10 protein-coding genes are annotated in these 12,483 nt (G+C 51.8%); 8 read left to right on the top strand and 2 right to left on the bottom strand.

What is annotated here, in order from left to right; genetic code table 11:
- Positions 1–94: 94 nt before the first annotated feature.
- Entirely contained in the window at positions 95–1,519 is a 1,425-nt protein-coding gene (locus tag ACQ4M4_RS17570; protein WP_430685747.1) for a pentapeptide repeat-containing protein, read from the bottom strand.
- A gap of 444 nt (positions 1,520–1,963) precedes the next feature.
- Between ACQ4M4_RS17570 and ACQ4M4_RS17575 the strand changes: the two genes are divergently transcribed.
- The 4 genes from ACQ4M4_RS17575 (at position 1,964) to ACQ4M4_RS17590 (ending at position 5,221) form a co-directional block, all read left to right on the top strand.
- A complete protein-coding gene (locus tag ACQ4M4_RS17575) occupies positions 1,964–2,320 on the top strand; it encodes a YtxH domain-containing protein (RefSeq protein ID WP_430685748.1) in 357 nt (118 codons plus the stop codon).
- A 46-nt stretch (positions 2,321–2,366) separates the two neighbouring features.
- On the top strand, positions 2,367–3,029 hold the full coding sequence (locus ACQ4M4_RS17580; RefSeq protein WP_430685749.1) for a DUF948 domain-containing protein: 663 nt from the start codon (positions 2,367–2,369) through the stop codon (positions 3,027–3,029).
- 477 nt (positions 3,030–3,506) lie between these two features.
- Positions 3,507–4,319 carry a TPM domain-containing protein gene (locus tag ACQ4M4_RS17585; RefSeq protein WP_430685750.1) on the top strand — a complete coding sequence of 271 codons (813 nt, stop codon included), beginning with the start codon at positions 3,507–3,509 and terminating at the stop codon, positions 4,317–4,319.
- A gap of 272 nt (positions 4,320–4,591) precedes the next feature.
- Positions 4,592–5,221 (top strand): precorrin-8X methylmutase, encoded by a 630-nt coding sequence (locus ACQ4M4_RS17590; RefSeq protein ID WP_430685751.1) that lies wholly within the window; start codon positions 4,592–4,594, stop codon positions 5,219–5,221.
- 115 nt (positions 5,222–5,336) lie between these two features.
- Here ACQ4M4_RS17590 and ACQ4M4_RS17595 read toward each other — a convergent pair whose 3' ends face one another.
- Positions 5,337–6,047 (bottom strand): phosphate ABC transporter permease, encoded by a 711-nt coding sequence (locus ACQ4M4_RS17595; protein ID WP_430685752.1) that lies wholly within the window; start codon positions 6,045–6,047, stop codon positions 5,337–5,339.
- A 468-nt stretch (positions 6,048–6,515) separates the two neighbouring features.
- Between ACQ4M4_RS17595 and ACQ4M4_RS17600 the strand changes: the two genes are divergently transcribed.
- The 4 genes from ACQ4M4_RS17600 (at position 6,516) to recJ (ending at position 12,444) form a co-directional block, all read left to right on the top strand.
- Positions 6,516–6,650: a hypothetical protein gene (locus ACQ4M4_RS17600; protein WP_430685753.1), complete on the top strand. Its 135-nt coding sequence runs from the start codon at positions 6,516–6,518 to the stop codon at positions 6,648–6,650.
- 42 nt (positions 6,651–6,692) lie between these two features.
- Entirely contained in the window at positions 6,693–7,415 is a 723-nt protein-coding gene (locus tag ACQ4M4_RS17605; protein ID WP_430685754.1) for a hypothetical protein, read from the top strand.
- 579 nt (positions 7,416–7,994) lie between these two features.
- On the top strand, positions 7,995–9,755 hold the full coding sequence (locus tag ACQ4M4_RS17610) for a HAMP domain-containing sensor histidine kinase (protein ID WP_430685755.1): 1,761 nt from the start codon (positions 7,995–7,997) through the stop codon (positions 9,753–9,755).
- A 319-nt stretch (positions 9,756–10,074) separates the two neighbouring features.
- A complete protein-coding gene (recJ, locus tag ACQ4M4_RS17615) occupies positions 10,075–12,444 on the top strand; it encodes a single-stranded-DNA-specific exonuclease RecJ (RefSeq protein ID WP_430685756.1) in 2,370 nt (789 codons plus the stop codon).
- The last annotated feature ends 39 nt before the right edge of the window (positions 12,445–12,483 follow it).

The following is a 12,483-nucleotide window of genomic DNA, read 5'->3' on the forward strand; positions in this document are numbered from 1 at the left end:
TCAATAACACCCGCAATCAGTCCCAAGTGGTCCAAGTTCTCGATCTGCAAGGGGGCGATCCTAACTCGTCTCCCTCAGCTTATCCCCACTCCCTTTAATTCCCAGAGCAACCTGCGGAATGTCGGTTAAGAACTGTTGTGCTGTCTATTTTCCAGGCTTCAATGCAGGCTCCGGTAAGGTGAGCATTGGTAAAGTTGGCAGCTGCGCAGTTGGCTTCAGTGAGAACAGCATTTTGGAGTTCAGCAGATTGTAGGTTTGCCCCACTAAGATTGGTATGTCGCAACAGAGTTCGGTGAAGCTGTGCCCCAGCCAAGTTCGCACCACTCAGATTTGCATTGCTGAGGTCATGATCAATTCCATTGAGGGTCGTGAGCAGCTTACAAACGCGGGGATCTTGAAGAATTGAAGTGTGTAAGTAAGCATGATTTAACCCTTGAGCACGGTGCCAACGAACATTCGTAAGCTGGGTGAATTGGTGCAAGGAGTTGGAATAGTTGGAATAGTTGAGACAGGCATGACTGAAGGTCGCTCCGCTCAGGTTGGCTCCACTAAACCGGGTGCCCCCAAATGTAGCGAACGTGAGACCCAAGTTACGAAGTGGCTCAAGCTTGGCCTGCCTCTCTCGAACATGAGGCTCAACATAAATTAAGAACATTAAGTTAAGGCCCATACTGACAATTGCACCAACCACAAATATGGAGTTGCTCTGGATGGGAGTGTTACTCACAGCTATGACAGCCGATAGAGAAGGCGCAAGAGCACTTCCACACATAATCGCACCGACGAATGTTGCAAGAATTGCAGCAGTGACAGCGATCGCACCAGTAGCCGTGCTACGCGCAGCAAAGATAATCGCGAACCCAGTAGCAGTACTGGCACATAAAGCACCAGCCATCACAGCAGCTATCACGGCATTCACTGCCACAGGACCAGCAAGCACATAAAGGATCGCACCAATACCGGTAATGCCCATAGCAGCAGAGAGAAACATCACGGCAAAAATGGCAATAGCGAAGCCAATAATGATGCAACCAACAACAGCAATGCTTCTGAACGCCTTTAAGCGAAAGCCTTGACGAGCGATCGCCCATCCAAAACTTCCAATAGCTGCAATTACAGTGATCCCGGCAGCAATTCCTGAGCTTGGAGCGTTCAATATGTTGGGCTCACCCTCTGTAACCAAAAGGCCAGCCCTAACCGTACTCATTGTTGCAAAGCCAGAAAATGCTTGTACATAGCCGACAAAAGCTGCCAGTAGTAGCACGAAAATAAACTGTACTACAACCCACCGCCACTGCAATCCAGCTTTGGCATGGCTAAAGTTCACTCCTTGCAAGTCAGCATCAACGAACTGCGTGCTGCGAATATCTGCCCCACTAAAATCTGCACCCGCTAGTTTTTGCTCTCGAAAGTTGCATCCTCGCAGCACCGCTCCGCGAAAATTTCGCTCTCCAGCTTGGTAAAGGCGTATTACTTGCCAGGTGCTCAAATGCTTGCCTTGGTATTTGCTTGGCTCCATCAATTTTCGGCCCTAGTGAATACTGATTTGCTGTAAGCGCTAACTCAGTCGGTGTATTGCGATCGTTGAAATATCTGCTTACTTAGCATTTATGGGATGTCTAAAACTAGACATCCCATAAAAAATGCCCATGAGCATCCCATACCGAGACCGGCTGGTACCCATCGTCAAAGTACCGCAATTGAGAACGTCAAATGTTAAGCTTAAGTCGCTGCGATTTTATGGTTAAAAACCTGGACTCAGTAAGGCTTGTAGCAATTGTATGCAAGAATCACAGCATGAAGAATGCAAAACCTCGCTAGCCGATGTGTCATTTTGCTAGCCGGGTTGGAAAACGCGCAGACACAAGATTGTGCATCATTTGCTGAATAGCGCTAAGCCTCTGAATGGAGCGCTGAATCGAATTATTTAAGTTGAGATATTGATAGAGAGCGGAGTGAGCGCATGGCAGAGAAGCAATCGGGTTCGGGCGGAGCGTTTGCAGTTGGGCTGGTGTTGGGCGCGGCAGCAGGGCTGGTGACAGGGCTGTTGATGGCTCCTCGTTCAGGCCGTGAAACCCGAAAAATCCTGAAAAAATCGGCAGAGGCACTGCCAGAACTAGCTGAGGATTTGTCAACGACAGTACAAATGAAGGCCGATCAGCTATCGGGATCAGCACTGCGGAACTGGGATGGGACGTTGCTGCGGCTAAAGGAAGCGATCGCCGCCGGAGTAGAAGCCAGCCAGCGCGATCGGCAAACCGTGGCAAGTAGCGAAGTTCATTCCAATGCTGAAACCCGCTCCACTCCGCACGATGCTTAACCTCAAGCATCCATAGTTCATGTTCTGTTTGCGCTAAGACAAGGTTGTGTTAGACCCCCTATTTTGGTTGGGATTATCCATACTGCTGGTCGCCGTATCATTAACCGCTGTCTTGGTGGCGGCGTTACCCGCATTTCGAGAATTGTCTCGGGCTGCCCGCAGCGCCGAAAAGCTGTTTGACACATTGAGCCGTGACCTACCGCCAACTCTAGAAGCCATTCGGCTAACGGGTCTCGAAATTACCGAGCTAACTGACGATGTCAGCCAAAGCGTAGAAGATGCAGGCCGTGTTGTGCGACAGGTGGATGAAAGTTTAAGCTCGGTTCGACAACGGGCCAAAAAAGCACAAGGCGTAACCCGCAGCCTGTTTGTGGGTGTGCGGGCTGCTTGGCAAACATTAACTCAACCATCACCGCCACCTCGCCCTGTGAGTATGCAGCGCTCTTCAGCCGATCGCTTGCCTGCTAGCACATCGTATCCTGCCGAGCTAGATGGGTTGAACGATGAGCTAGAAGACGACACGAACGCAGGCTGGTTTGATGGGGAGGATTACACGGCCAAACCACCTAGGCGTTCGTCAGCTTTCGAGTCGGCGCAACAGGCTTCTCCGGTATACGAAGCCTGGTACGAAGACGATGAAGGTTTGCAAGGCCAGCAAGGCGCTTCGGTCGATCCTCAAGCACAGGGGAACGATCGCGCAAACGGATAGGCTTATCGTTCTCCAATCAGGTAACATCCGAGAAAATCGAGACCAGTTGTAACGGGCGATCGCTCAATTGCAGGGATTTGGCTCTCAGAGCTTGGAAAAGGCTTAGTTAGGACAACGTTGGTCGAGTACCTGAAAAGCCTTGAGCATTTTGGGAATCTTCAACACTGACCCAATTCCACAAACCCTAAACCTCCTGCATGAATGATTGGGCGACTCAGCCGCCCAATCATTCATGCAGTTCACCCTTCAAAACAAAACTCCGCTCAAACCGCAAGCAAGCCCCTGATTCACCTCACCACGCTCAGCACCATACCAAGTGAGTTGATTTACAGCATCACAGCCGTAAGTTGAGCACAATGTAGATATCGAGTGAGATTTGTATTAGAGTGAAGTAAAGAAATGTTAACGTTTAGTTTCATTCCTTAAGCTTTCAAAGCTCCGGTAATATAAGTTTCTAAGGTTGCTCAGGTCACATTCATGCTGCGATCTCTTGCGAACAAGTCTGTCATTTGGTTGATTGCCTGCACGCTGGCTATAGTGAATTGGGCGATCGCCCCCAATTTGGCTCACGCCTACGACAATCCCGACCTGCTTCCCGACAGTCCCACCAATGTGATTGATCTGGCAGATTCACTCACCTCTGTTCAGCAAGAGCAGCTGGATCACCATCTTGGAGAGTTTGAACAAGAAACGGGATGGAGGCTGCGAGTGCTCACTCAGTTCGATCGCACTCCCGGTCGTGCGGTCAAAGATTTTTGGAATTTGGACGATCGCAGCGTGTTGCTTGTAGCCGACCCACGCGGTGGTAATTTACTCAACTTTAGCGTTGGCGATGCGCTGTATGAGCTGATGCCGCGCACCTTTTGGATTGAGCTGCAAACCCGGTATGGCAACCAGTTTTTTGTGCGCGATCGCGGCGAAGACTCCTCCATCATTGAAGCATTAGGTTCCATCGAAACCTGTTTGCGCCAAGGGGGTTGCAATGTGGTTCCTGGCTTGCCACGCGAGCAATGGATTTTGACCTTAATTACCTCGTTGATTGGCGGGGTGGTTTGTGGGTTTGCAGCTCAGCCACGCCAACCCGGACAAGTGTTTGCATGGCAGTGGGCGCTTATTTTCTCGCCATTGTGGGGCATTTTGTTCATCGCTTTCGGCATTGGCCCAGTGGTGACTCGTACCTCGGATTGGTTACCGCTGGTGCGCAACATTGCAGGTTTCGCCATGGGTGCATTGGTGGCTTACTTGGCCCCCATGTTTACGGCTTCAGCCACATCTGAACCCAAGGCTTAGGAAAAAACAGGTGGCGATCGCCACCTCCATATTTCTTGGCGTTAAAGGTTATTTTGGCTGAGCAAAGCAAAAAACTTTAAGAATTGAGAAGGTTTTGAGCAAGTTGCCCAAGACCTTCTTTTTTTCAGGCATAGGTGCACAAGTGGGCGCGATTCAGCCCGTCAGAATTTTCGATAAGTCGCGCTTCTCGATTTATTTGGTTTGAAATGTGCCAGTATTGAAGGTCGATAGCAACAAATCGGCTGCAGAGGTTAAATCATCTAGGTTTTCTTATGGAGTGGCATGTCTCAGACGCTCAAAGTCTGCAAATCATCGACCAGGAAATTGGAGAACATACCTTCTCTCCAGCTGAATATGAAATTGTGCGTCGGGTTATTTATGCAACTGCTGACTTTGACTACAAGTCGCTAATCCGTTTCTCGGAGCTGTCGCTACAGTCAGGGGCAGCAGCCCTGGCCGCGCGTAGCACGATTGTGGTGGATGTTCCAATGGTGCAGGTTGGCATCACTCCCATCATTCAAAATACATTTGCGAATCCGGTTTATTGCAGCATGGATGCGCTTACCCGGCCTCAGCGGGAAAAAACACGCGTAGCTTGGGGAATTCAAACCTTAGCGCGACGCTACCCAGAGGCTATTTTTATCATTGGGCAGGAACAAACCGCTCTCACCGCGCTGGTAGAGCTAATTGAAACAGAAGAGATTCGTCCGGCCTTGGTGGTTGGAACACCCGCCGGATTTGTGGGAACAGATGTGGCGATCGCCCGCCTGACCGATTCTCTCATTCCCAATATTCGGGTTGAAGGGCGTAAGGGTAGTGCCGTGGTGGCGGCAGCAATTGTCAATGGATTGGTAGATTTGGCTTGGCAAGCCTATGGCAAAGAGAGCAATGGCATGAGCTAGGTTAAGCAAGGAATTTAGACAACGACCTGGTGCGTGGAATGCATCCAGGTACTCGCAAGGTCAAATGTTCAACTTTGCGGGCTTGCATCAGTCGTGTGCAAGCGGCATGGAGTCTTTAACTGCGGGGCGATCGCTGTCGCTTAGGAGGTTGAGGACGGGGCTGAGGTCGTTGTTGCTGAGCGAGCTGCCCACGAATGCGATCGCTCACATTCAAAAACGCGTTGCGTTGAAGATACGGATAGTCGCTGATCCATTGATCGCTATCGATCAGGTAAATATCTGACGTTTCGGCAATTCGGCTCAGGTCAGGCCGATTAGACACCACCAACATTTCCGCCAAATCACCAGGGCGAATAGCCCGATGTTCGCGCTTGAGCGGCACCTGTACCTGAGTTTCATACCCGGTTTCGTCACCCACCGTTAGGTTAAGCCGCCGCTCTCGATTTTCGATGATGACGAGTTCTCCTTGCTTATTGACCGTTTCTTCGGTGCCAATCAGCTCCTCGGTGGGGTAGGCATCCAGCACCTCGCCCTGCCAAAATCCCGCATATTGAAACCGCCGTAGCTTACCATTGCGCAAGCTGGCCCAATACACCGGCCCCCATAGCCAATACAGCCCTGCTACAATACCAATCAAAAACTCAACAATTTCAAAGCCTTTTGGAAGCAAGCTCCGCAACACCAAAGCCACCAAAATGCCAACCACTGAAATAAGGAGCCGACGCAAAAAATCCTTTGGTTTCCCCCATTCATAGCGGTACTGATCGCTGGTGGCTACTCGAGGGATGAGTTCGTCGAACGTGATGCGCGTAATAGGAACAAGCATAGCTGCGGATCTTGAAGTAAGCCCCCTTGGGGGTCGGTATGACTGAAATGATGCGGTTGAAATACTCCGGTAAGAGGAGAGTAAATCTACGCAAGTTTTTTACAGTAGCATCGAAACTTCCGTGTAAGTCTCGACGTGTCTACCCTCATCAGCCTGCACAATGGAACTACTTCTGGAGAACGCAAACAGAAGAGCTGAAGGACTAAGGGGGCAATTGAGTCGTCAGCTTTTCTGATTTGAAAGCGTCCTTACAGGTAAATTGCCTGACCTTGGGGGCTTATGGGGTCAGGCTTTTTCTTTTTCTATCTACCTCAAGACTTACGCAGTTGAATGATGTTTGGAGCGCTGAGCGCTCCAAACATCATTCAATTCCCGTTTTTTTCGGATGAAGTGCGTAAGTCCCATACCTACAATAACGTGAACTCTGGCAAGGCGGCGTAAGGGCACAGGTTATCCAGCACGGGGGCAGTGCAGTGGCACTTCAACGCAATGCAGGGCCAGGCAGAACATACGGCTGTTGTGGACGAAGTGCAGAAGTCCCAGGCAATGTTGCGAAAAGAACGTGGTGAGATTGCTGTGGCGATCGCTATATTGGCTGGGTAAAGGCTTTGTCCAACGTTTTGATTTGCAGCAGATGGAACGTCTATGAAACTGCCAGCTTCGTGGAAACTGCCAGATACGATTAAAAGCCGCTTTGGACAACGTAGCCTTGGCAAGCAGAGGGCCATGGTCGCAGACGGCCATTTGCTCCTGGTATTGCACCAAGCTCCACAAGCGGGCGATCGCACTCGACAGGGTGTTTTGTTTTGGCGCAAGCCAGATGGCATATGGGAACACAGCGGCGGCAGCAAAGGATTGCAGCCCTTGATAAAACATTTAGAAGCTTATAACCAGGCCGAGGAACACCTGCGCGATCGCTACGAACAGGCACAAGAAGCCGAAGATTACTTTGATGTGCTGGAGGCAATTGCCCCACTCCATCTCGCAGCTCAAAACATCCACAACACCTTACAGGTTGCTCGAGATGCCATTCCAGGTGATCGCGACCTCATCGACTTACGCGACTGGGCCTACGAAATCGACCGCAGCCTGGTCCTACTGCACGAAAACACGAAAAATGCGCTGGAATACCGCATCGCCCAACGCGCCGAAGAGCAAACGCGGCTCAGCCTGGAGGCCGTTCAATCTTCCCACCGACTCAATATTCTGGCGGCTGTGTTCTTTCCACTCACAGCCATCTCCTGTATTTTCGGCATGAATATTGCGAGCGGATTGGAGCGCAGCTCGTTTTATACCTTTTGGCTCATTACCCTATTAGGGGTTGCGGCTGGTGTTCTCGTCCGAAAATGGGTCGTTGGGGGCAAATGACTATAGTCCCGCCAGCATCAATGCACACGACTCCTGCGATCGCAGAGAATCGCCTCCCAAATGGCTGTGTGAAGCCTAATTTGTTGCACCACAGCTCCCACCAACAATTCACGCAGAAGGTCTATAGCAGGTTATCCATCACCTCCAAAAACCTGGATGTTGTGAAATTAGTGCAAAATGAACCCACCAGAACATTTAGCCTGTGTGAACAAGCCGAAATTTCAGTGCCAATGAAGAGAACCACACCTACAGTTCGGTGCTTAGCGCTATGCTAGGTTTGTGCGGATCAAGCCAAGCCAAAAGCGTATAAGAAGAATAAGGGGTCTTAACCCTGGTACGTTTTTGTGTTGTTAGGGCAACTTAGGTAACAAGATACTGATTATCGATCCTGAGCTAAGATTCGCGTATCGCTGTTGATGTATCCGTGCCAGTTGCCAGCATTGCTATTACAGGGTGTCTAATCAACGCATCTACTTATCCTGACTCATCTACTGATGCACCCTTAAGGTGATATTGAATAAGTGGTTTTCGAATAAGCGTCGGTTCTTGCCAGTGTTATCTAAGCGCTGGAGCAAGCCAGTGAGTTTACGTGTCAAACTTCTGGTGGGATTTAGCGTTGTCTTTAGCTTGGTGTTTGCTGGTGTTTTCTACTGGTTTTACGAATTCACGACAGACAAGGTGTTAGCCCGCCTTAAGTCTGACATGCGCGCTACGCTGATGGGGGCGATCGCCGGAGTCAACGTAGACGAGCTCATGGCCCTCTATGCCGAGGGGCAACCGAATGCCGATGGCTTCTCAGATGATCCGCGCTATCTTCGCATCCTGGCCTGGTTCGAGACTGTCCACAATATTGAACCCCGTGCCTGGATTTATTCCTACGCAATTGGCACATCAGACACCAATCGCCGGATTGGGGCACCTGCCGCAGAACCCGGTGAGCTAGAGATTATCTATCTTGTGGATTTGTGGTCAGTTTACAACCCGTCAAAAGCCGCCCGTTTTTTGGAACCTGATAATGCAGGCATTGCCGCTCGGCGCGTGCTGACGAATGGCGGCCTGTTTGAATCGTCCATTTACTCCGATAAATGGGGCACGTGGATTTCGGCCTTTGCCCCATTAAAAGATCGCAACGGTCAAGTTGTGGCGGTTCTGGGATTGGATATTGATGCTGGCTATGTGCGGCAGCTGCAAAACGCCATTCGGGGGCGTGTATTGCTGGCCTGTATCCTTACCTACATTATCTTTTTTGGGCTGATTTATATTTTGTCGGGCATTTTGACCCGCCACCTGCGAGAACTCACCCGCTTTGCCGAACAAATTGCCGTGGGCGATTACCGTCTGGAGCAATCTTCCTCATTTGGCGGCACTCGTTTTCCTGATGAAATGAACACCCTGTCCAAGGTGTTTTTGGGCATGGTCGAAAACATTCGCATTCGAGAACAAATCATTCGCGAGGGCAAACGCGCCGAAGACGAAATGCGCTTAGCTCTAGAAGAAGAGCGTGAGCTGAACGAGCTAAAGTCGCGCTTTATTTCCATGGTGTCGCACGAGCTTCGCACCCCACTAACGGTGATTCGCACTTCATTGGAATTGCTCGATCGATATGGCCACCTTGCAACTGAAGAGAAGCGCCAACATTATTTTCAACGGAGCCGCATTGCCGTAGAAAACATGAATCAACTCATTGAAGATGTGTTGATGATTGGCAAGGCCGAAGCTTGCAAGCTCGATTTCAGCCCGACCCTGCTGGAGCTAAAGCCATTCTGTAAGGATGTGGTGGAAGAAGTGCGGATGGGCATTGGGCATACGCACCGATTGGCCTTTACCCATACTGGCAATTGCAGCGAAGCTTACTTTGACCCCAAGCTGCTGCGCTCAATTTTGACTAACTTGCTATCCAACGCGTTTAAGTACTCGCCCTCGGGCAGCACAGTCAAGTTTACGTTGGCCTGTGATGAGCGTTTGGTCACGTTTGAAATTCAGGATGAGGGAATTGGCATTCCGACTGAGGATCAGCCACGTTTGTTTGAGCTATTCCACCGAGCCAGCAATGTGAATGCCATTCGTGGTACGGGGCTGGGTTTGGCGATTGTGCGTCAATGTGTGGCCGAGCATGGTGGTTCAATCACGTTTGAAAGCCAGGAAGGAAAGGGTACAACTTTTACGGTGCGACTACCTGTGAAGCGATCGCTGCCTGAGCTAGAACCCTTGGGAAATAGTAATTCGCACAATGGTCATCAAGAACTGGCGGTGACGCGTCATCCCATCCACGCCACCGCGCGCATTCCCCAAATAACCATGGCCGTAGATTCTGAATTGTCGGAGCCATTGGGTGATTAGATGGGGCAGGGTTCGCTAAAATTTCAAAGACATTAAGCACGAGTGTATTATCGGTCATCTTTAGCGACGCACTCGACCTCTTGCACAGAATGTCTGTTTGAAGCATGGATCATTATGCGACTCCGCCGCGCAACGGTTCATGCAGGGTCTACTGAGTTGTGGTAGGTCTGAGCATGGGTTGAACGGTGCTTGTGGCTGACTCATGTTTTGCAATCTTGAGGTTGCAATTTTGAATTCTGTCTGTGGTAGGGGTTGCAAGCATAGGTCTGTCGCTGTTGATTGAGCAATGTTGATTGGGCGATCGCGATGAGGTGCATGGGTGTCTGAGTCGGTACAATGGCAAGTTCTGCCTCGGCTAGTGATAGGGCGCGATATTCCCGAAGCATTTGTGGTGGAGGTTCGTCACTATACCCCCAAGTCAGATGGGCACTGGGCGGCAACGCTGTTGTGGCAGAGGGGAATTCGCGAGGTAGCGGCTTTAGCACAATTTGTAGAGCCTGCCAAGTACGAGTCAACGAGCCCATTTGCCTTTGGGGAAGAAATGGAGCGGGCGATCGCCCGTCTTGTTCAGGCCTATCACCAGCAGGAAGCGATCGCCATTTGGGGTGACTTCGATGCCGACGGCATTACCGCGACAGCCGTGCTATGGGACGGGTTGGGTCAATTTTTTCCGCCGTATCAGCGCTTAACCTATGTGATTCCCAATCGGCTCACGGAATCCCACGGGCTCAACCGAGCAGGCATCGCAGCTTTACAGCAGCAGGGATATCGCCTGATTGTGACCTGCGATACGGGCAGCACCAATGTAGATGAGCTGCGGTTTGCTCAGGAGGTTGGCATTGATGTGATCGTGACCGATCACCATACTTTGCTGCGCGATCGCCCCCCGGTTACCGCCCTCATCAACCCGCGATCGCTTCCGGCAGAACACCCTCTAGCAAGCCTGTCTGGTGTGGCTGTCGCCTACAAGCTGGTAGAAGCGCTGTATGCCGCTTTGCCCGACATTCCGGCGCAACCGTTGGAAACCCTGTTGGATCTGGTGGCGATCGGCCTCATTGCCGACTTGGTTGAACTGAAGGGCGACTGCCGCTACCTGGCTCAGCGGGGCATCGAAGCGCTTCAGAAAAACCTGACCGAGCAACCGCCGCCTCGGCCTGGAGTGGCCCGTTTGCTGGAGCTATGCCGTAGAAGTGGCGATCGCCCCACCGATATTTCCTTTGGCGTTGGCCCCCGCATCAACGCAATTAGCCGCATCCATGGCGATGCCCATTTTGGCGTGGAATTGTTGACCAGTCGCGACATTGAGCGCTGTAACGAATTAGCCCTAGAAACCGAACTAGCCAACACCCGCCGCAAGGCCCTCCAGCGCGATTTGTTTGAGCAGGTGACCGCTCGGCTGTCCTCAGTTGACCTGGCAACCACGAGCGTGATTGTGCTGGCCGATGAGCAGTGGGAACCTGGGGTGCTGGGCTTGGTGGCTGGGCAGGTGGCACAAGAGTATGGCCGCCCCACCATTTTGCTGGCTATTGATGAGGCCGAACCCCCAATGGCCCGTGGCTCGGCGCGATCGCTCAACAACATTGACCTGTATCAACTGGTGCAGGCTCAGTCCCACTTGCTGCATCGGTTTGGTGGCCATCCCTTTGCCGCAGGGCTGAGCTTGCCCATGGATAACTTGCCGCTGTTTACCGAAGCCCTGAACCGCCAACTGCGTGAACAGCAAGTCACGCTGGGTCAATCCGTTGGCCCTATCCTCCAAGCCGACCTCACCGTTACCGTTGCAGACTTGGGCGAAGCCCTGTTTCACGAATTAAAGCTGCTGGAACCCTGCGGCATGGGCAACCCCACCCCCAAACTGCTGATTCAAAACTGTCGGTTTACCCGCGGCTGGAATGCCAACCTGCGCGATGCCAGCAACGCCAAGGTTCGCTATATCAAAACCGAATTTCAAATTGAAGACGAAACCGGAGCCACATTCCCAGGGGTATGGTGGGGCCACTATCGCGATGAGTTGCCCACGGGATACTGTGATGCGATCGCCGAACTGGACTTTAACAGCTACCGCAACGAAGCTAGGGGCAAATTTCCGCACTACGAAATTCGTTTACTCGCCGTTCGGCCCACAACCCCCCAAGTTGCCACCAGCGCCAGCGTGGATTGGATTTTGGACTGGCGCACCCACCGTCCTGCTCATGAACAGGACGCGCTCGTGTTGACCCAGTGCCCCAGCAGTTGGAACGAGCTCCAACGCTGGCTACGCCGCGCCCAACAGGAACATAAGCCTTTGGCGATCGCCTACTTGCCTCCCAAAACGCCATCCCCCGTAGACCTGTGGACTCAACTCGTTGGCATGGCCAAACACCTGAGCCGCACCCACAAAACGGCAACTCAAGCGCAGCTCCAAACCCTGCTTGGAATTGGCGATCACTCCCTACAAAGGGGGCTCGACAGCCTGCAACACCTTGGCTTCACTATCGTACAAACTGAAGACGCGATCGCCATCACCGGCCAACCGACATCCCCCAGCGACACCGCCACCCACGCCATCGAGCAATTTTTCCAATCCGTTCGTGAGGCCCAATTTCGCCAACAGTACTTCGCCCAAGTGCCAATTTCGACCATTCAGGCGATCGCACAGGGGATAGAGGGAGAAAGAGAGTGGGGAGTGAAGGAAGGGGCTAGGAATTAGGGGTTAGGGACTAGAGGAAGGGACACGATAACGTCAGCG

It is taken from the genome of Leptolyngbya sp. AN02str (assembly GCF_050565595.1).
Lineage (GTDB): Bacteria > Cyanobacteriota > Cyanobacteriia > Elainellales > Elainellaceae > Kaiparowitsia.

Excerpts from the sequence above, each read along its gene's own strand:
- ACQ4M4_RS17575 (WP_430685748.1), top strand. The coding sequence starts at position 1,964 with ATGGCAGAGAAGCAATCGGGTTCGGGCGGAGCGTTTGCAGTTGGGCTG.
- ACQ4M4_RS17590 (WP_430685751.1), top strand. The coding sequence starts at position 4,592 with ATGGAGTGGCATGTCTCAGACGCTCAAAGTCTGCAAATCATCGACCAG.
- ACQ4M4_RS17595 (WP_430685752.1), bottom strand. The coding sequence starts at position 6,047 with ATGCTTGTTCCTATTACGCGCATCACGTTCGACGAACTCATCCCTCGA.
- ACQ4M4_RS17605 (WP_430685754.1), top strand. The coding sequence starts at position 6,693 with ATGAAACTGCCAGCTTCGTGGAAACTGCCAGATACGATTAAAAGCCGC.
- ACQ4M4_RS17570 (WP_430685747.1), bottom strand. The coding sequence starts at position 1,519 with ATGGAGCCAAGCAAATACCAAGGCAAGCATTTGAGCACCTGGCAAGTA.
- ACQ4M4_RS17585 (WP_430685750.1), top strand. The coding sequence starts at position 3,507 with ATGCTGCGATCTCTTGCGAACAAGTCTGTCATTTGGTTGATTGCCTGC.